Below are 17,505 nucleotides of genomic sequence, written 5' to 3' on the forward strand. Positions count from 1 at the left end.
CGAACCCCTCACATCGCGGTAAACCCATTGTCCACGAACAGATGCGTGCCGTTGACGAAACTGGACTCGTCGCTCGCCAGGTAAAGCGCTGCCTTCGCGACTTCCTCCGGCTCGCCGATGCGGCCCTGCTGCGCGGCCAGTGCGGCGTCCGAGACATCGACGCCGAGCCTGCCGAGGTCGGCGACCTCGCGCAGGCCGTGCGGCGTTCTGATGAAGCCGGGACAGACGGCGTTGCAACGGATGTTGCGGTCACGGAACTCCACCGCGATGGCGCGCGCGAACATGTGGCAGCCGCCCTTGGTGGTGTCGTAGAGCACTTCATTCGGCGTCGCCGCTACCGCCGAGATCGACGAGGTGCAGACGATCGATCCGCCGCCGGCCGCGATCATGCCGGGCAGCACGGCGCGTGTCATCAGGAACATCGAACGCACATTGACGGCGTGCAGCCAATCCCATTCCTGCAGCGTCGTCTCCAGGAACGGCTTTATCACGATGGTGCCGGCATGGTTGAACAGCACGGTGACGGGCCCGAGTTTTTCGGTCGCGCCTGTAACCGCAGCTGCGACCTGGGCCTCATCAGAGACGTCGGCCACCCAGTGTTCGGCTATGTGTCCCCGCGCGCGTATCGCGGCCGCGGTTGCAGCGGCTGCTTCACCGTTGCGGTCGATGATCGCGACCCTGGCGCCTTCGGCGGCGAACAGTTCCGAAGCCGCGCCGCCCATTCCCGTCGCGCCGCCCGAAATGATGGCGACCTTGCCGGTCAGTCTTTCGCCCATTTTTCTGCTCCCAACGTCCTTTTGGACGATTTCATGTTGCCACCGGCAGCGATGCTATCCCTCCTGCATCGGGTGGCCAATGCAGGAAATAGGCGCAACGGCGACAAGCACATAGGTTCATTCAAAGCGCGTGAAGCGATGCCGCCATCCACCTCCGTCGACCGCCTGGATATGTCTCCACAGCAATTTTGTACCAATTTTCGGCCATCGATCAGAAAATAGTTTTGCCCAGGGCGTAAAAATAGCAATCGACAAAGTCTACAAGTTTTATAGATTAACCGGCGAGACGGAGGTCGATATGTCCTATATCCAGAACGCCCAGACCGACAGCAACGGCCAGAAGCTGGCCAATGCCCAGGGCTATCGCCCGGCCTATGCCGGCGCTTTCGCCTATCTCGTCTTTGCCCTTGCGTTCGTGTTCACAGGGGCAGTCGTGCTGGGCCTTATTCCCTAAGGGATCGACAGGGGCTGTTGCCCCACAGCTTTCAGGCAATCGGAGTTGAATGAACCGGATCCCGGAGCGCTTTCGCGCACCTGAGGGGCCGCATTTCACAGCATCAGTGATTCCAGAGATGGAGGAGATGACAATGCCGATCGAATTCACCCATATTCCCGGCAAGACCGCCGACGCGGCGGTTCCTTTTTTCTATGACTTCGCCGAGACCGCGACGAAGCTCGGGCTGATCGAGGACGGCGGTTTCCAGAAGATCGTCGTCGACGATTCGGCCGGGCTGCTGACCAACATGGATCTTGCGTCCCAGGTGCTCAACCGCACCGCTTCGCTGGAAGTGGTGCTCACTCATTGGGCCGGGGTGATCGACCCGACGGTGGCTGCCCGCCAGCTGGCGTCCATCGACAGGGAGAGCGGCGGACGGCTGGCGCTCAGGATGATCAGCGAGCCGCTGAACGATGACGATGCCGAGACACGGCCGGTCGGCCATGGCGTCGTCTGGCAGCGCATCGACGAATATCTGGTGCTGTTGAAGCGGCTGTGGTCGAACGACCGGCCCTTCGATCACGAAGGCGCGTTCTACAGCATCAAGGGCGGTTACGTGCCGCGCAAGGGTCCGCATGGCGCCGACCTCGTGATCCGCATGGGCGGGCAATCCGGAACGGCGCTGAAGGTGGCCGGCCGGCATGCCGATCTCTTCGAGCTGGCGCCGGGCTCGATCGACGATATCAGGCAATTGATGGAGCGGGCGCGGGGCGCCGCAGCTGAATATGGCCGTGCCGGCAAACTGCGCTTCGCGCTTCCGGTCAGGATTCACCAAGGTGTTTCCGCCGCCGGCCACAAGGCGGTCGACCTCTCCGGGCCACCGGCCCAGGTCGCACTGTCGTTGCTTGCCTATGCGGCTCTCGGGATCGATGAGTTCATGGTCGTCGGCGTCGACACGCCACACGAGATCGCGACAGTTGGCCGGGAAACACTGGCACTGCTGCGCAATTCCCTGGCGCGCCGGGAGGCCTGCGAATTCCAGCCTGGAGCTTATGCGCCTGGCGCAAGGTTGGAGACGCGAGCAGTGGGCTGAGACCCATCAACCGTCTGTTGCTTCATGTCTGCCGGAAAGCCGCGACAGCCCTTCTATGACGGCGTCCGAATCGGCCAGCACGCCGAAGACGCCGTCCTCGACCGTCACCATGTGCAACGCCGCTTCATGCGCTTGCCTGTCGCCGCTGGCGCAGGCGTCCGAGATCGTCAGGCACTGGAAATTGCGGTCACAGGCTTCGCGCAACGTGGTGTGAACGCAGACATCCGTCGTGCACCCGGAAAACATCAGATGGGTGATGCCTTGCGCGCGCAGCACAAGCTCGAAATCCGTATAGGTGAAAGCGCTGTTGCAGGTCTTGTCGACGATGATGTCGCGCGGGGCGACATCGATCTCCGGAACGATCTGGAACCCTGCGCCGGAGCGCAGCAGGACGTCGGTGCCGTCGAGGCCGGCGCGCTTGCGGCGCCATTTCTCGTAGGGCGTCATGTCGGCCGTGTCGGCGCGGTAGCCCTGTCTGGTGTGGATGATCATGACGCCGGCTTCGCGTGCGGCCGCGATCAGGCGGTTCACCGTCGGCAGGATCGCCCGCAGCGGCGAGGGGTCATACCCTTTTCTGGCGAAATAGCCCGATGTCGACAGGAAATCCTGTTGCAGGTCGATGACGATCAACGCGGTGTTTTCGGCAACCAGCCTGCCGTCATAGGGGTAGTCGAAAGGTATTGCCTTGATCATCCGGAACTCCTTGCCGCCGGATCAGTCTAGCGAGTCCGCATCGACACGGCGACCCCGGGTGCCTGTCATCGTGCAGCCCGGGGCGGGTATCGCAGACCGCCGGCGCCGTAGCGTTTCACGGATTTTGCGGCGCGTTCCCAAATTGTTGAGCATTGCAGTCGTCTTTAATGTTGACTAATAAGTTCATGTTTCATAGTCAGCCGGGTACCTTGCCTGGCGCAGCCGGATTGGAATGCGGCGGCCGCGCTGGAGAAATGCCATGACCAGGGGCCGCGGTAAGGACAAGGAAGAAGCTCGTGTCGAGACATGGTTTGTTGGCGGCATTTGTCGCATCGGTGATCCTGGCGGCGACCGGCGCGATGGCCCAGGAGCAACCGGCCGGCGCTGCTCCAGCAGTCGAGGCACCTGCCGCGCCGACCGAAGCGGCACAAGCTGCTCCAGCCGCACCGGCACCCGCCACGACGGCCGCACCTTCGACGCCTGCGCCCGCGCTGCCGGCGGGGGCGGCACCTGCGGGGGCGATGGAGTTGAACCTGCCGCACGACCTGTCGCCATGGGGCATGTTCATGGCCGCCGACATCATCGTGAAGGCGGTGATGATCGGATTGGCCTTCGCGTCGCTCGTCACCTGGACGATATGGCTGGCCAAATCGCTGGAGATTTTCGGCGGCAAGCTGCGCATCTGTCGCGCGGTTCGCGCGATCGGCGATGCCGCGACGTTGAAGCAGGCGAGCCGTGCGCTCGACCGCGGTGGCGGCCCCGGCGCGCTCCTGGTGCGGGCGGCGGAGGAAGAGACCGCGCTTTCGGCCGGTGCGCTCGACCATGTTGGGGGAGACGGCCTGAAGGAACGGGTCAATTCGCGCCTGTCGCGCATCGAGGCGGCGGCGTCGCGGCGCATGTCGCGCGGCACCGGCCTGCTGGCGACGATCGGTTCCACCGCGCCTTTCGTCGGCCTGTTCGGCACCGTCTGGGGTATCATGAACGCCTTCATCGGCATTTCGCAGGCGCAGACCACCAATCTCGCCGTGGTCGCGCCAGGCATCGCCGAGGCGCTGCTGGCCACCGCGATGGGCCTGGTCGCGGCGATTCCGGCGGTGGTGATCTACAACGTCTTTGCCCGCTCCATAGCCGGCTACCGGCAGATCCTGGCCGACGCCTCGGCGGGCGTCGAACGGCTAGTCAGCCGCGACCTCGATTTCCGCTCCGTCGCACCCGCGACGGCGGTGGCGGCCGAGTAACGGAGCAAGACCATGGGCAGCCGGATCCGCCAGACCATGGATGACGACCTCGAGGAGAGCCACGAGATCAATGTCACGCCGTTCATCGATGTCATCCTGGTGCTCCTGATCATCTTCATGGTCGCGGCGCCGCTGGCGACGGTGGATGTCAATGTCGACCTGCCCGGGTCGACCGTGACATCGGCGCCGCGGCCGGAGACCCCGCTTTTCCTGACATTGAAGGATGATCTCACGCTCTCGATCGGCAACGACACCGTGCCGCGCCCGGCTTTTGCCGCCACGCTCGACAGCCGCACCAAGGGCGACAAGCAGACGCGCATCTTCCTGCGCGCCGACAAGGCGGTCGCCTATGGCGACCTGATGGAGGCGATGAACCTGCTGCGTGCAGCCGGCTATCTGAAGGTCGCCCTGGTCGGCCTGGAGGCCGCTCCCGCCGGTGATGCCGCCGCACCGGTGCCAGGCGCGACGGCTGCCCCATGACATGCTCCGCCGCCTCGGCCACGATGGTCCTGTCGCGCTTCGGCTGGCGCGATCTTGGCCTGTGGGCATGTGCGGCCGTGCTGATGCTTGGGGCGCACGTCGCGGTCGCCTATGCCGTGCAGAATTTCAGTCCAGCCGACCTGCCGGATGGCGGACCGCCGCCAGCCCTGATGATCGAAATGGCGCCGATGATGGTGACGCCGGCGCTACCTGAACAGGCCGCGATGCGCGATGCGGCCATTCCCGACCAGACCGAGCCGGTTGAAGAGACCGAAAAGGTCACCAAAGCCGAACCCGACAAGGTGATCGAGCAAGCGGAGCCTGCTGCCGAGCCGGAGACGGTGCCGCCGGACGAGCCAACGGAGACGGCGAAAGTCGAACCAGTCGACCAGCCGCCGCTGGAGGAGGTCGTCCCCGATATCGTCGAGACCGTCGCGCCGGAGGTTGTCGTTCCGCTGCCGCAGGCAAAGCCGACGGAGCGCCGCAAGGAAAAGGAACCGGCCGAAGCCAAGGTCAAAAGGCCTGTCGACATGCCCAAGCCAAAGCCGAAGAAGCAAAAGGCGGAACCGCCGAAGACGGCAAGTGCCGCGAGCGCCGAGATCAAGTTCGCCGCCAAGGCAGCGACGCCGAAATCGGCGGCCGGGATTTCGGGTGTCAGCCCAGCCAAATGGGAATCGCGGCTGACGGCGTGGATCAACCGCCACAAGCGCTACCCGAGCGCCGCGAAATCACGACGCGCGCAGGGCAATGCCAATGTGGCCTTCACCGTGGATGCCTCAGGCCGGGTGATCTCGGCGCACGTGGTCCGTTCGTCCGGCGATGCCGAACTCGACCGTGCCGCGCTCGCGGTGCTGCAGGGCGCCACCGTGCCGGCGCCGCCGTCGGAACTAGGCTCGCGCGTCAGCCGTACGGCGCCATTTGTGTTCAGTTTGCGGAACTAGCAGCCGCCCAGGAGTTGAACGGTGTCTATCGCCGGCTCATCGACTGGCAGAGCGCCTCGACCTGTTCCAGGTAGAAGCGGCATTTGGTGCGCAGGATTCTAAGGTTGGGATCGCCGGCGCCATTGATGTCGATGGTCTGCATCATGAAGTCGAAATGGACGTGAAAGGCATCCGCCGCGCCCCAGAGGCTGTCGGCCTGCCACGTATCGGCCATTGCCATGGAAATCAGCTGCCGGGCCTCGAAGCGGGCAGCATCCGGCGAGGCCGGACGGCTGGCGATCAGGGCCTTCAGCCGGGCGAAGATGCTTTCGCCGGCGTCGGCGCTCCTGATGGTCACGATCATGTTCATTTGCTGGTCCCCTCAAATCTGTGCGCATGAATGTCCGTGTCGCGGGCTGCCGGCGATCAGGCCGAGGTCCGCGGCGACCTTTTCCAGCAGCGGCAGCAAGTTTTGCAGCACCGCGCTAGGCTGTCCTTGGCTGAGCGTGGTTGCCTTTCGCGTGTGCCTTGGGGTGCATAGGGTTGCCGCTGAGCTGCGCATGTCTGGCCGGCCGTGCGCCGCGCAAGACATCGAAGGCCTCGGCATAGGCCATGCCGAGCAGATAGGAGATCATGGGAAAACGGCTTGCTTCGGCCATCTGCACCAGCTCATTGGTCATCGTCGCGATATATTGGAGACTATCGAGCTCTGACTGACGTAAGGAATGATTTGACACGTGCTGCTCCTGTCATCGGATGGAACTCTGGGAAGGCGTATTGGCTACATCTGGCATGTTAAGTCGGCTAATTGATCGACCAAGCCGCCGAATGCGGATCAAGTTCCGGGGTTGAGAGGGTCAACGCATAGATGGGCGCGTCGGTGAGACGGTCGAGGCCCAGAAGGCGCTTGATCGCCGAATGGCTCAGCGCCGCTGTCGGGCAGGCCGACAGGCCATGCCCGGTCGCCGCGAGCATCATGTTCTGGCCGATATGGCCGGCCTCGATCAGCACGACGCGGTAGGCGTTGGCATCCTCATATTTCCACATGGTGCGGTCGAGCCTGGCGCAAAGCAGGATGAGGCACGGCATGGCGTCAGCCCATTCCTGTCCGCCGATCAGTTCCGAAATCTTCGGCATATGGTTGGCCGAGATCCTGCCGAGGTCATGATCGGCGGCGGAATAGTGATAGACGCCGGGCTCCAGCCCTTCGACGCCGAGTGCAACCACATAGGCCTCGTAGGGGTTTCGCGCACCGCCCGAAGGGGTCATGCCGAGCGGCAGGGCGCCGACGCAGTTGCCGGTCTCGCCGGTAATGCCCATGCCCGCGAACAGGCAATCGGAGAGCTGCCGCGAGGTGATGGTGGGTGCGCCCGCAGTGCGGTTGGTGCGGCGGCGGGCCATCAGGGCCAGAAGGTCGTTGTCTGCCAGCGCGTCCGGCAGCCGGATGGCGCCCGGATCATTCCTCAGCAGCAGGTCTGGCTGCGCGACATGGCCGGCGCGTTCGATCTGCCGAGCCTCCGCTTGTTCGATGGTCATGAACTCTGAGTCCTGGACGCAGAAATGCATCAGCGCGGTCGGCAGGCCCCAACCCCATTGCCCGGAGAATTGTGTTTCTTGTTCGGCCAGCGGCGAGCCGGCGGTGACGAGGGCGGAGAAATCGAGCAGTTGCGGGACGACGGCATTCAGGTCGGCCTTCGACCAGCCGTGGGCGCGCGCGATCTCCGCGGGGGAAGCCCATTCATCCCAGGAAGCGAGGAGGCCGACCACTTCGGGGCTGCATTCGAAGACGCTTCTGGTCAGGAAGTTGCAGGCCGTGACCTTGTTGGTCCCAGGGTAGAAGACGAGCGTTTTTGAAGAGCGCATTTTCATGATGCTGTATGCCGTTCGTGGATGTGGAGCGCCGACAGGCGAATGCCCGTCGGCGCCGAACGACTTCAGCGCTTGTTGTAGTGCATGCCCTGCGAGAAGAAGGCGGTCTGCGTGCCAGCGGCAACCGTCAGCTTCGGGGCATTGTTGACTTTCTTGGCCATTTTCGTCCCTTTCCCGACCCCCCAATGGGATCTGTTGAAGGATCCCCAAAAGGGATCCGCGAGAAGAAAGGTATGGTCCGAGGAGTTAATGCTTTGTTAAAATTGTAGTAAATCAAATATGATCTAAAATATCTTTCTTGACGGTAAAGTCTAAAAAATCGATTTTACTCAGATAAGGAGTAGGCAAACGCCAGCATACGCTTTTTCGGGATATTCTTGTTCTTATTTAGCGTAAGCAAGTGGCTAGCCCAGCCCATCCCGGGCGAGGCTGACGACGAGCTGATCGATACCGGGATCATCAAGCCTGATGACGTGCGCCATGCGGATCGCACGCCTGGGCGGGATATTGGACATGTCCTGCCGCATGATGACCGACACGAATGCCGGTCCGGTTTCGGTCAGAAGCATGGCCTTGCCTGTCAGCACCGGTTCGGAGATAGGCGCCCATTGCACCGAGATCAGCGACGGCTCGCCTGTCTGGCGGCGGTTGACGCCGCTGAAATAGATCCAGTTGAGACGCGAGATCGCCACGCCATAGTGATTGCCGCGCGCCCGCGCCCATGTCGAGCCGCGGCGCTCCGACCATCCGGTAACCCTGCGGAATGTGACCAATTCGGCCTCGCGACGCACGAAGGTCACCGAGCGCATCAGGAGGTCGGCGCGGGTCGGAATCGAAAAATAAGTGAAATAGGTGCCGCTCGCGATCGACGGGGCGGGCGGGCGGATCATCTGGGTGAATAGGCTTTCGGAAATCGGCGGCAGGCCGGGAGCCGAGAGCTCAGGCGTGCCGGGGTCCCGGTACAGTTCGGGTTCATCGACGCGGAAGTAGTCGCAGATCAGCTTGGCGGTGGTCTTGTTGGGAACGGTCTGCCCCTGCAGGTAACGCTCGAACTGCGTGCGGTTGATGCCCAGCTCGCGGCACACCGCGCTGACGGAAGCGTGGTCCTTGCAGAGCCGCCTGAGATTTGCAGCGAGATTCTCGCGAATGGACACTTTTTGCTTCCGAGGGCGGCTTCTTCATTTCGAGTCGGAATCCGTATAGCGCCTTCGGTCGCCCCTGCCGAAACGCCTTGTCACAACACACAGAAAAAACTGATTTGAGAACGCCAGTCTAATGGGGCTGCTTCCAAAAAAAATAGCGTCTACCGGACAGAGGCCATCGCCATAAGTCCAATTGACAACCATTTCGCCTTGGGAACGCGAAATCGCATCTGGCCATTTTTGGGGGCATTGACGCCGTGTGACGCATCGCAGGTATCGTGTGATGCTTGGGCGTTACCGCTCGGGAAAGGCGGACAATCGATTATTCCGCTGGTGGAGCTGAGGAGGATCGAACTCCTGACCTCGTCATTGCGAACGACGCGCTCTCCCAGCTGAGCTACAGCCCCGTCCAGCGGATGGCGCATTTATCGGGGGACGCGGTTTCCTGTCAAGGCGGCGCTTCACCGAAAACCCGACCGCCGGCCGCATGGCGGAACCTGCCCTTGCCGGTTTGGCGCGTAATGGCTACATGTCGGCAACAATTGGAGACCGGCATGCTCGCCCTCATTCAAACCATCGTCATGGCGCTCGACCTCTATTGGTGGGTCATCATCGCCTCGGCGATCTTTTCCTGGCTCTATGCATTCAACGTCGTCAACTCGCGCAACCAGTTCGTCGGCAGCATCGGCAACATGCTCTACCGGCTGACCGAGCCGGCGCTGCGGCCGATCCGGCGCTTCATGCCCGACCTAGGCGGCATCGACATCTCGCCGATCATCCTGCTGCTGATCCTGTTCTTCCTCAGGCAGTTCATTCTCACCACTGTGGCGCCGCTGCTGCTGGCCTGACGATCGCATGGGCGCGCCGTACCGCATTCGCGAGAACGGCATCGAGTTGTTTGTCCGGTTGACGCCAAAGTCTTCGGTGGACAGGTTCGAAAGTGTCGAGATATCGGCGGACGGACGAAGTCACTTGAAGGCGCGGGTCCGCGCCGTGCCGGAAAACGGCGCCGCCAATCAAGCGCTGGAGAAGCTGGTCGCCAAGGCGCTGGGCGTGCCGGCTTCGGCCGTTTCGGTCGTTGCAGGCGGCACGGCCCGGCTCAAGACGCTGCGCATTGTTGGCGAACCGGCTGCGCTGGCAAGACGTGTCGAAGCGGTCTGCGATCAATCCTCTGCCTGAAGTTCAATCAATCGCCCAGCGGCAAACGCGGATCGTCGACCTTCAGCGTGTTCACGCTCTGCTTGATGCGGCGCAGGTTCTCCAGCACCTTCGGGCCGCGCGTCTCGGCGACCGATGTCACGATCATGTCGACGATCGCCAGCAGCGCGTAGCGCGACGATGTCGGCTTGTAGATGTTGCCGTCCTCGAGCGGCTGCAGGTGGATGACCGTGTCGGCGGCCTTGGCCAGTGCGGAGTCGGGCGCGGTGACGGCCACCGTGGCGGCGCCATATTGCTGGGCGACCTGCACCGCCTCGATGACCGAGCGGGCATAGCCGGAGACCGAGAAGGCGACCACGGTGGTGTCCGGCGTGGCGACGGCGGCGTACATGCGCTGCAGTTGCCCGTCGATCTGCGCCAGAACCGGCAGGCCGAGCCTGAACAGCCGGTTCTGCATTTCGGTCGCCATCATCGAGGAAATGCCACCCGAACCGATGCACAGCACATTGCCTGACGCAGCAAGCCGCGCGGCGACATCGACCAGCGTCGTCATGTCGAGATTCTCGCTGGCGCGCTGGATGGCTGTGACAGCCGCTTCGGTGATGGCCGACGCAATGCGCTGCTCGCGGGCGTCGCGGCTCAGCGGCTCCGGCGACAGATACTGGCCGCCGATGGCAATGGCCTGCGCCAGGTGGAACTTGAAGTCGCGCAGGCCCTCGCAGCCGAGATTGCGGCAAAAACGGGTCACCGTCGGCTCACTGACGCCGACGCGCGCGGCAATCTCGGAGATCGCGGCCTTCGAAGCGAAGTCGAGGTCGGACAGGACGAGGCTTGCCAGCCGGCGATCCGACTTGGTGCCGTCCTGCGACATCAGCTGCAGCCGGGTGATGATGTCGGCAGGCGTCTTCATATCCGAGTTTCCGTCGTCATCTCAGAGGCAGGCCCGTCGCCGTGTCGAACAGATGGATGTTGCCGGGATCGACGGAGACCGGCAGCAGGTCGCCTGGCCGGACCGGCAGCCGGTCGCGGAACACGGCGCGTACCGTATCAGTGCCAATGGCACCGTAGACATGGGTTTCGGAACCGGTCGGCTCGACGACGTCAACCTTGAGCGTCATGGTGCCGGTGGCTTCACCGACGATGAAATGCTCGGGCCGGATGCCCGCCTCCACCGCACTGCCTGCCGGTACCGGCTTGCCGGCAAGCGCAAGCCGCCCGCCGCCGACCGACTCGAACCAGGTTTTCTCGGGCGTCGTCTTGAGGGCCCCGGACACAAAACTCATCGACGGCGAGCCGAGGAAGCCGGCGACGAACTTGTTGGCCGGCCGGTCATAGAGCTCCAGCGGTGCCCCGACCTGCTGGATCCTGCCGCGGTCCATCACCACGATGCGGTCGGCCATGGTCATGGCCTCGATCTGGTCGTGGGTGACGTAGACGATGGTCGATTTCAGCCGTTGGTGCAGCGCCTTGATCTCGGTGCGCATCTGCACGCGCAACTGTGCGTCGAGATTGCTGAGCGGCTCGTCGAACAGGAACACCGAGGGTTCGCGCACGATGGCGCGCCCCATGGCGACGCGCTGGCGTTGGCCGCCTGAGAGCTGGCGGGGATATCGGTCGAGATAGGAGAACAGGTTGAGGACGCCGGACGCCTTCTTGACCTTCTGGTCGATAGCCGTGCGGTTCTCGCCCCGGATTTTCGGGCCGAAGCCGATATTGTCCGAGGCCTTCAGGTGCGGAAACAGCGCATAGGACTGGAACACCATGGCGATGTTGCGCTGCTGCGGCGGCAGGTCGTTGGCGCGCATGCCGCCGATCAGGAGATCGCCGGAACTTATGGTCTCCAATCCTGCCAGCATGCGCAGCAAGGTCGATTTGCCGCAGCCAGACGGGCCGACCAGCACCACGAACTCGCCGCTCTTGATGTCGAGGCTGATGTCCTCGAGGATCTTGTGCTGGCCAAAGGATTTCGACAGGTTGCGAAACTCGACGTCGGTCATGGTCAGGCTCCCAATATGTCGTCGATGAACGGCAGGCAGCCGGCGGTCAATCCCGCATCCACGGGCATCACCACGCCTGTTACGCCCGAGGCCCGGTCGGAAGCAAGGAAAGCCACCGCTTCGGCGACTTCCGAGGCGTTGACGATGCGGCCGAGCGGATAGAGCCGCTGCAGCTTGCCCAAGATCTCAGGGTCCTTGGCAAGGCGATGGTCCCAGGCGGCGGTGCGGATCGATCCGGGGCAAACCACATTGGCGCGCACGCCGCGGCGGCCGAGCTCGACGGCGATCGATTTGGCATAGGCGTTGATGCCGGCCTTGGCGGCGGCATAGGCGGGGTTGCCGAAATGCGCGATGGCGTTGACGGAGGAAATGAAGACGACGCTGCCCGAACCGCGCGCGGCCATCGCCTTGGCAATGGGATCGGCGAACATCATCACGCCGGTCAGGTTGAGGTCGAGTTCGTGCTCGATCCTGTCCGCCGTCAGCGCATCAAGCGTCTCGGCGCGGGTCCAGCCGGCATTGTTGATCAGGATGTCGGGGACGCCGTCCTTTTCAAGCACGGCGGCGATCGCGGCTTCGACCGAGGCCCGGTCGAGAAGGTCGAAGACATGGCGCGAGGCAAGGTGCGGGCTCGCCAGCGCCTCTTGCGACTGGTCGCAGCCGACCACCCGCGCGCCTCTGTCGGCCAGCAGTGCGACGATCGCCGAGCCAAGGCCGCCACCGGCGCCGGTGACTATGACGGTCCTGCCTTCGAATTCGGCTCTCGAAACCACGGCGCTTGCTCCTCCCGCAGGGTCAGGCAGATGCCGGGAGGCTAAAGAACAAGATGTAATTAAGCAACATATTAATCCGCTTGCATGCGGCGAATTCATCAATAATGTAGGAAAGTCACATAAATCTTGTGTCAGCACCGGCACAAGGAGCGCGAATGCGCGAAACAAATGGGAGAGATCGGATGAACCTTGCAAAATGGACTGCCGGCCTGATGGCCGGAATGGGCATGCTGGCCTTCGCGGCGCAGGCAGATGCCGGCGAAGTGCGGGTTACCGTCGCTGAGTACAGCGCCAAGACCGGCCCCTACTTCGAGCAGGTCAAGAAGGAGTTCGAGGCGAAGAACCCCGGCATCACTGTCAAGTTCGAGGTGGTGCCGTGGGATGTGCTCTTGCAGAAGCTGACCACCGACATCACCGCCGGCACCAATGCGGATCTCTCCATCATAGGCACGCGCTGGCTGATCGATTTCGTCCAGCAGGATGTCGCCGAGCCGCTCGACAGCTATATCACGCCCGAATTCAAGGGCCGCTTCATCGACACCTTCCTGTCGCCCTCGATCATGGGCGGCAAGACCTACGGCCTGCCGATCGCCGCTTCGGCGCGCGCCATGTATTACAACAAGGAGCTGTTCGAGAAGGCCGGCATCGCCAAGCCGCCGGCAACCTGGACCGAACTGCAGGAGGACGCGCGCAAGATCAAGGCGCAGGGTGCCTTCGGTTTCGGCCTGCAGGGCAAGGAGATCGAGACCGACGTCTATTACTATTACGCGATGTGGTCGCAGGGCACCGAGATCCTCAACAAGGACGGCACGTCGGGCCTCGGCACGCCGGGCGCGCTCGAAGCCGCCAAGCTCTACAAGTCGATGATCGACGAGGGGCTGACCGAGCCCGGCGTCACCTCCAACAATCGCGAGGACGTGCAGAACCTGTTCAAGCAGGGCAAGGTCGGCATGATGATCACGGCGCCCTTCCTGTCCAACCAGATCAAGGAGGAGGCGCCGAGCCTCAAATACGGCGTGGCCGCCATTCCGGCCGGTCCGACCGGCGCGCGCGGCACCTATGGCGTCACCGACTCCATGATCATGTTCAAGAACTCCAAGAACAAGGACGAGGCTTGGAAGCTGATGGACTTCCTGTTCACCACGGAGCAGCGCGCCAAGTTCACGCAAGGCGAAGGCTTCCTGCCGGTGAACAAGGAAGAGGCCAAGATGGATTATTACGTCAACAACGCCGATCTCGCCGCCTTCACCGCCCTGCTTCCGGATGCCCGTTTCGCGCCGGTCATCCCGGGCTGGGAAGAAGTTGCCCAGATCACCTCGGATGCCATGCAGAAGATCTATCTCGGCGGCGATCCCGAGGCAGGCTTGAAGGACGCCGCGGCCAAGGCCAATGCGGTGCTGAAGAAATAGGGCGTATCTCCCTGCGCCCGTGGCGCGCCCCCGACTCAGGCGGGGCGCGCCACACCTTGATTTCCTGCCGGGTGCAGCGGATCCGAAATTCGCATAAGCAGAAACTCAGATCCAGCGCACCGGGACTCAACCCAAGCCGATGCAAAATCGCTTCCTGCCCTATCTCCTGACCTTGCCCAGCCTGTTCCTGGCGGCGGTGGTCATCTTCTGGCCGGTCTGGGACCTGATCCAGATCGCGACGCATGACGTCAACCGCTTCGGTCAGTTGCGCGAGTTCAGCGGCCTTGCCAATTTCGCCGCGCTGACGGCCGATCCCGATTTTGTCGCCGCACTCTGGCGCACGGGGGTGTGGACCGTGCTGGTGGTCGGCGGCGCGCTGCTGCTCTCGATACCGGTGGCGATGATCCTCAATACCGATTTCTATGGCCGGGGCCTTGCCCGTGTCATCATCATGCTGCCCTGGGCGGTGTCGCTGACCATGACGGCGGTGGTCTGGCGCTGGGCGCTGAGCGGCGAAAGCGGCATGCTGAATTCGGCGCTGATCGGGCTTGGCCTGATCGACCACAACATCCAGTGGCTGGCACAGGCCGGAACCGCCTTTCCGATGCAGGTTCTGATCGGCATCTTGGTGACGGTGCCGTTCACCACCACGATCTTCCTCGGCGGCCTGTCGTCGATCCCGGACGATCTCTACGAGGCGGCCGCACTGGAAGGGGCAACGCCGCTGCAGCAGTTCCGCGAGATCACCTTTCCGCTGCTGAAGCCGTTCATCAACATCGCCATCGTGCTCAACACCATTTACGTCTTCAACTCGTTCCCGATCATCTGGGTGATGACGCAGGGCGGGCCGGCCAACTCGACCGACATCCTGGTCACCCATCTCTACAAGCTCGCGTTCCGCATCGGCAAACTCGGCGAGGCTTCGGCGGTGTCGCTGGTGATGTTCGCCATATTGCTGATCTTCACCATGATCTATGTACGCCTGGCGATGCGGGAGCAGCGCGCATGACTGGCAAGCTGAAGCGCACCGTCATCGCCTGGCTGTTGCTGGCGCCCTTGATCGTGGTGACGATCTTTCCCTTCGCGGTGATGTTCCTGACGGCGGTCAAGCCACGGACCGAGGTGCTGACACCCACATGGTGGCCGAGCGAGTTCCGCTGGTCGAATTTTTCCGACATGTGGGTGGCGACCGGCTTCGGCCAGGCGCTGGCCAATTCACTCTATGTCTCGGTGATCGCCACCGTCGGCGCCATCTTGATCTCGGTGCCGGCGGCTTACGCGATGTCGCGCTTTCGCTTTGCCGGTTACGGCGCCTTTCGCCAGTTCCTGCTGATCTCGCAGATGATCTCGCCGATCGTGCTGGTGCTCGGCCTGTTCCGGCTGATGGCCGCCTGGGGGCTGGTCGAATCGACCACCGCGCTCGGCTTCATCTACATGGCCTTCAACGTCGCCTTCACGGTCTGGATGCTGCAGAGCTATTTCGACACCATTCCGCGTGACCTCGAGGAGGCGGCCTGGATGGAAGGCGCCGGCCGCTGGCTGACGCTGCGCAAAGTGTTTCTGCCGCTCTGCCTGCCGGCGATCGCGGTGACGGCGATCTTCACCTTCATCAACGCCTGGAACGAATTCGTCGTGGCGCTGACCATGCTGCGCAGCCAGGAGAGCTACACGCTGCCGATCCAGGTGTTCTCGTTGGTCGCCGGCCGCTACACGATCGAATGGCATCACGTCATGGCCGCGACGCTGCTGGCCACTTTGCCGGTGGCGATTCTGTTCATCTGGCTGCAGCGTTATCTCGTTCGGGGGCTGGCGCTCGGGGCGGTCAAGTAGCGATCCCAGCAAGTCCAGGAAAGTGCGCAGCGGTTTTCCGTCCGGAATTGCGAAAAACAAGAAGTCCATGGAGCTTTCATGCGCGTCTTCACCGCCTCGCTGGCGACGGAAACAAACACTTTCTCGCCGGTGCCGACCGACCGGGCCTCGTTCGAGATGGCGTTCTATGCCGGGCCGGGCAAGCATCCGGAAACCCCGACCCTGTGTTCCTCGCCGATGGTGGCGCTGCGCCGTCGCGCGGCCGCGGAAGGTCTGACCGTGATCGAAGGCACCGCGACCTGGGCCGAGCCCGGCGGTCTCGTGCAGCGGCAGACTTATGAAGCGCTACGCGACGAGATACTCGGCCAGCTCAAGGCGGCACTTCCGGTCGATGCCGTCATTTTGGGCCTGCATGGCGCCATGGTGGCGCAGGGTTATGATGATTGCGAGGGCGATCTGCTGGAGCGCGTGCGCGGCATTGTCGGGCCTGGCGTGGTGATCGCCTGCGAGTTCGATCCGCACAGCCATCTGACGCCGAAGCGCGTGGCGGCGTCCGACATCATGGCCTACTTCCTCGAATTCCCGCACACCGATTTCTACGAGCGCGGCGAGCACGTCGTCGAACTTGGACTTGCCGCGGCGCGCGGCGAGATCAAACCCGTCATCTCGACCTTCGACTGCCGCATGATCCAGGTGCTGCCGACCAGCCGCGAACCGATGCGCTCCTTCGTCGACCGCATCAAGGCGCTGCACGGCAAGGACGGCGTGCTGTCGGTCTCGGTCATCCATGGCTTCATGGCCGCGGACGTGCCCGAAATGGGCACGCGCATCCTTGTCGTCACCAACGATGACAAGGCCAAAGGCGATGCTCTGGCGGAGCGGCTGGGACGCGAGCTCTATGCCATGCGCGAAACGACGGCGATGACCATGCTGAGTGCGGCCGACGGCATCGATCGGGCGCTGGTCGTTCGCGCCGAAAATCCCGGCAAGCCCGTGGTCATCGCCGACATCTGGGACAATCCCGGCGGCGGCGTTCCCGGCGACGGCACCATCGTGCTGCGCGAACTGCTGGCGCGGGGCATCACAAGCGTCGGCGTGGCGACAATCTGGGATCCGATCGCGGTGACCTTCTGCCAGGCGGCGGGCGAGGGCGCGGTCATCGCCCTGCGATTCGGCGGCAAGGCCGGGCCTCAGGCGGGCGAGCCGATCGACGCGCGCGTCACTGTAATAAAGGCTGTCAGCGAAGGCTGGCAGAGTTTCGGGCCGAGCCGCGTGACATTGGGACCGTCAGCGGTGGTGCGCATCGAAGGTACCGAGGTCGATGTGATCCTGAACACCAATCGCACGCAGACCTTCGAGCCGGATGTCTTTTCCAACATCGGCGTCGATCCGCTGACGAAGGACATACTGCTGATCAAATCAACGAATCATTTCTACGCCGGCTTCGAGCCGATCGCCGCCGAGATCATCTATGTCGCGGCGCCGAGTTCGTATCCCAGCAATCCGGCGGCGACGAATTACACGAAGCTGACCCGGCCAGTGTGGCCAAGGGTGGCTGACCCTTGGGCGGGTGCCGCGGGCGACGCTGCCAATCTCCCCCCTCGTGGGGGAGATGCCCGGCAGGGCAGAGGGGGGCGCGAAGGATCGCGGCACCGATAGTCTTGGGACAACAAGAAACCTGCGAAGGTCGAAATTGCAAACAGCGACAGGCT

20 protein-coding genes and 1 tRNA gene are annotated in these 17,505 nt (G+C 63.3%); 11 read left to right on the top strand and 10 right to left on the bottom strand.

Annotated features, from left to right (window positions below):
- Positions 1-8: 8 nt before the first annotated feature.
- Positions 9-776: an SDR family NAD(P)-dependent oxidoreductase gene (locus O7B34_RS20455; protein WP_337147761.1), complete on the bottom strand. Its 768-nt coding sequence runs from the start codon at positions 774-776 to the stop codon at positions 9-11.
- Positions 777-1,074: 298 nt separating this feature from the next.
- On the opposite strand from O7B34_RS20455, the gene O7B34_RS20460 reads away from it, so the two are divergent.
- Both O7B34_RS20460 and O7B34_RS20465 read left to right on the top strand, forming a co-directional pair.
- On the top strand, positions 1,075-1,230 hold the full coding sequence (locus O7B34_RS20460) for a hypothetical protein (RefSeq protein ID WP_337147762.1): 156 nt from the start codon (positions 1,075-1,077) through the stop codon (positions 1,228-1,230).
- Between the two features lie 133 nt (positions 1,231-1,363).
- Positions 1,364-2,305, top strand: coding sequence for an LLM class flavin-dependent oxidoreductase (locus tag O7B34_RS20465; protein WP_337147763.1), 942 nt, complete (start codon positions 1,364-1,366; stop codon positions 2,303-2,305).
- Between the two features lie 6 nt (positions 2,306-2,311).
- Here the strand turns inward: O7B34_RS20465 and O7B34_RS20470 are convergent, their stop codons facing one another.
- Positions 2,312-2,998, bottom strand: a complete 687-nt coding sequence (locus O7B34_RS20470) for a cysteine hydrolase family protein (protein WP_337147764.1) — start codon at positions 2,996-2,998, stop codon at positions 2,312-2,314.
- A gap of 296 nt (positions 2,999-3,294) precedes the next feature.
- Between O7B34_RS20470 and exbB the strand changes: the two genes are divergently transcribed.
- Genes exbB through O7B34_RS20485 form a run of 3 tightly spaced genes read left to right on the top strand, consistent with a single transcriptional unit; the run spans position 3,295 to position 5,657 of the window.
- A complete protein-coding gene (gene exbB, locus O7B34_RS20475; protein ID WP_337147765.1) occupies positions 3,295-4,236 on the top strand; it encodes a tonB-system energizer ExbB in 942 nt (313 codons plus the stop codon).
- A 12-nt stretch (positions 4,237-4,248) separates the two neighbouring features.
- Positions 4,249-4,716 (top strand): TonB system transport protein ExbD, encoded by a 468-nt coding sequence (exbD, locus tag O7B34_RS20480; protein WP_337147766.1) that lies wholly within the window; start codon positions 4,249-4,251, stop codon positions 4,714-4,716.
- Positions 4,713-5,657: an energy transducer TonB family protein gene (locus O7B34_RS20485; protein ID WP_337147767.1), complete on the top strand. Its 945-nt coding sequence runs from the start codon at positions 4,713-4,715 to the stop codon at positions 5,655-5,657. The genes exbD and O7B34_RS20485 overlap by 4 nt, the downstream gene beginning before the upstream one ends.
- A gap of 25 nt (positions 5,658-5,682) precedes the next feature.
- Here the strand turns inward: O7B34_RS20485 and O7B34_RS20490 are convergent, their stop codons facing one another.
- The 5 genes from O7B34_RS20490 to O7B34_RS20510 form a co-directional block, all read right to left on the bottom strand.
- The gene (locus O7B34_RS20490; protein ID WP_337147769.1) at positions 5,683-6,006 is read right to left on the bottom strand and encodes a hypothetical protein; all 324 of its coding nucleotides are present in this window, start codon (positions 6,004-6,006) and stop codon (positions 5,683-5,685) included.
- A 115-nt stretch (positions 6,007-6,121) separates the two neighbouring features.
- On the bottom strand, positions 6,122-6,373 hold the full coding sequence (locus O7B34_RS20495) for a hypothetical protein (protein WP_140510785.1): 252 nt from the start codon (positions 6,371-6,373) through the stop codon (positions 6,122-6,124).
- 67 nt (positions 6,374-6,440) lie between these two features.
- The gene (locus O7B34_RS20500; RefSeq protein ID WP_337147770.1) at positions 6,441-7,499 is read right to left on the bottom strand and encodes a SagB/ThcOx family dehydrogenase; all 1,059 of its coding nucleotides are present in this window, start codon (positions 7,497-7,499) and stop codon (positions 6,441-6,443) included.
- A 410-nt stretch (positions 7,500-7,909) separates the two neighbouring features.
- Complete coding sequence (locus O7B34_RS20505) at positions 7,910-8,659, bottom strand: helix-turn-helix transcriptional regulator (protein ID WP_337105570.1); 750 nt, start codon at positions 8,657-8,659, stop codon at positions 7,910-7,912.
- Between the two features lie 319 nt (positions 8,660-8,978).
- A tRNA-Ala gene (locus O7B34_RS20510) sits at positions 8,979-9,054 on the bottom strand.
- A 147-nt stretch (positions 9,055-9,201) separates the two neighbouring features.
- On the opposite strand from O7B34_RS20510, the gene O7B34_RS20515 reads away from it, so the two are divergent.
- Both O7B34_RS20515 and O7B34_RS20520 read left to right on the top strand, forming a co-directional pair.
- Positions 9,202-9,495 carry a YggT family protein gene (locus O7B34_RS20515; protein ID WP_015315112.1) on the top strand — a complete coding sequence of 98 codons (294 nt, stop codon included), beginning with the start codon at positions 9,202-9,204 and terminating at the stop codon, positions 9,493-9,495.
- Between the two features lie 7 nt (positions 9,496-9,502).
- Positions 9,503-9,826 (top strand): DUF167 family protein, encoded by a 324-nt coding sequence (locus O7B34_RS20520; protein ID WP_337147771.1) that lies wholly within the window; start codon positions 9,503-9,505, stop codon positions 9,824-9,826.
- Between the two features lie 7 nt (positions 9,827-9,833).
- On the opposite strand, the gene O7B34_RS20525 is transcribed toward O7B34_RS20520, so the two are convergent.
- From O7B34_RS20525 to O7B34_RS20535, 3 genes are read right to left on the bottom strand one after another with little or no spacing between them, the layout of a single operon-like run.
- Entirely contained in the window at positions 9,834-10,715 is an 882-nt protein-coding gene (locus tag O7B34_RS20525; protein ID WP_027144548.1) for a MurR/RpiR family transcriptional regulator, read from the bottom strand.
- Between the two features lie 16 nt (positions 10,716-10,731).
- On the bottom strand, positions 10,732-11,802 hold the full coding sequence (locus O7B34_RS20530) for an ABC transporter ATP-binding protein (RefSeq protein WP_337147772.1): 1,071 nt from the start codon (positions 11,800-11,802) through the stop codon (positions 10,732-10,734).
- Between the two features lie 2 nt (positions 11,803-11,804).
- On the bottom strand, positions 11,805-12,575 hold the full coding sequence (locus tag O7B34_RS20535) for an SDR family NAD(P)-dependent oxidoreductase (protein ID WP_337131863.1): 771 nt from the start codon (positions 12,573-12,575) through the stop codon (positions 11,805-11,807).
- Between the two features lie 182 nt (positions 12,576-12,757).
- Here O7B34_RS20535 and O7B34_RS20540 point away from each other — a divergent pair, with 182 nt between their 5' ends.
- The 4 genes from O7B34_RS20540 to O7B34_RS20555 all read left to right on the top strand — a co-directional run bounded on the left by O7B34_RS20540 (position 12,758) and on the right by O7B34_RS20555 (position 17,452).
- The gene (locus tag O7B34_RS20540; RefSeq protein WP_337147774.1) at positions 12,758-13,984 is read left to right on the top strand and encodes an ABC transporter substrate-binding protein; all 1,227 of its coding nucleotides are present in this window, start codon (positions 12,758-12,760) and stop codon (positions 13,982-13,984) included.
- A 139-nt stretch (positions 13,985-14,123) separates the two neighbouring features.
- Positions 14,124-14,993 (top strand): carbohydrate ABC transporter permease, encoded by an 870-nt coding sequence (locus tag O7B34_RS20545; RefSeq protein WP_337147776.1) that lies wholly within the window; start codon positions 14,124-14,126, stop codon positions 14,991-14,993.
- On the top strand, positions 14,990-15,814 hold the full coding sequence (locus O7B34_RS20550; protein WP_140811112.1) for a carbohydrate ABC transporter permease: 825 nt from the start codon (positions 14,990-14,992) through the stop codon (positions 15,812-15,814). Before O7B34_RS20545 ends, O7B34_RS20550 begins: the two co-directional genes overlap by 4 nt.
- Before the next feature lie 78 nt (positions 15,815-15,892).
- Positions 15,893-17,452: a M81 family metallopeptidase gene (locus O7B34_RS20555; protein ID WP_337147777.1), complete on the top strand. Its 1,560-nt coding sequence runs from the start codon at positions 15,893-15,895 to the stop codon at positions 17,450-17,452.
- Positions 17,453-17,505: the final 53 nt, after the last annotated feature.

The organism is Mesorhizobium sp. Cs1299R1N3 (assembly GCF_037179625.1).
In the GTDB taxonomy this organism is placed as follows: domain Bacteria; phylum Pseudomonadota; class Alphaproteobacteria; order Rhizobiales; family Rhizobiaceae; genus Mesorhizobium; species Mesorhizobium salmacidum.

Coding starts and splice junctions, on each gene's coding strand:
- O7B34_RS20455 (WP_337147761.1), bottom strand. CDS start 776: ATGGGCGAAAGACTGACCGGCAAGGTCGCCATCATTTCGGGCGGCGCG.
- O7B34_RS20460 (WP_337147762.1), top strand. CDS start 1,075: ATGTCCTATATCCAGAACGCCCAGACCGACAGCAACGGCCAGAAGCTG.
- O7B34_RS20465 (WP_337147763.1), top strand. CDS start 1,364: ATGCCGATCGAATTCACCCATATTCCCGGCAAGACCGCCGACGCGGCG.
- O7B34_RS20470 (WP_337147764.1), bottom strand. CDS start 2,998: ATGATCAAGGCAATACCTTTCGACTACCCCTATGACGGCAGGCTGGTT.
- exbD (WP_337147766.1), top strand. CDS start 4,249: ATGGGCAGCCGGATCCGCCAGACCATGGATGACGACCTCGAGGAGAGC.
- O7B34_RS20485 (WP_337147767.1), top strand. CDS start 4,713: ATGACATGCTCCGCCGCCTCGGCCACGATGGTCCTGTCGCGCTTCGGC.
- O7B34_RS20490 (WP_337147769.1), bottom strand. CDS start 6,006: ATGAACATGATCGTGACCATCAGGAGCGCCGACGCCGGCGAAAGCATC.
- O7B34_RS20500 (WP_337147770.1), bottom strand. CDS start 7,499: ATGCGCTCTTCAAAAACGCTCGTCTTCTACCCTGGGACCAACAAGGTC.
- O7B34_RS20515 (WP_015315112.1), top strand. CDS start 9,202: ATGCTCGCCCTCATTCAAACCATCGTCATGGCGCTCGACCTCTATTGG.
- O7B34_RS20520 (WP_337147771.1), top strand. CDS start 9,503: ATGGGCGCGCCGTACCGCATTCGCGAGAACGGCATCGAGTTGTTTGTC.
- O7B34_RS20525 (WP_027144548.1), bottom strand. CDS start 10,715: ATGAAGACGCCTGCCGACATCATCACCCGGCTGCAGCTGATGTCGCAG.
- O7B34_RS20530 (WP_337147772.1), bottom strand. CDS start 11,802: ATGACCGACGTCGAGTTTCGCAACCTGTCGAAATCCTTTGGCCAGCAC.
- O7B34_RS20540 (WP_337147774.1), top strand. CDS start 12,758: ATGAACCTTGCAAAATGGACTGCCGGCCTGATGGCCGGAATGGGCATG.
- O7B34_RS20545 (WP_337147776.1), top strand. CDS start 14,124: ATGCAAAATCGCTTCCTGCCCTATCTCCTGACCTTGCCCAGCCTGTTC.
- O7B34_RS20550 (WP_140811112.1), top strand. CDS start 14,990: ATGACTGGCAAGCTGAAGCGCACCGTCATCGCCTGGCTGTTGCTGGCG.
- O7B34_RS20555 (WP_337147777.1), top strand. CDS start 15,893: ATGCGCGTCTTCACCGCCTCGCTGGCGACGGAAACAAACACTTTCTCG.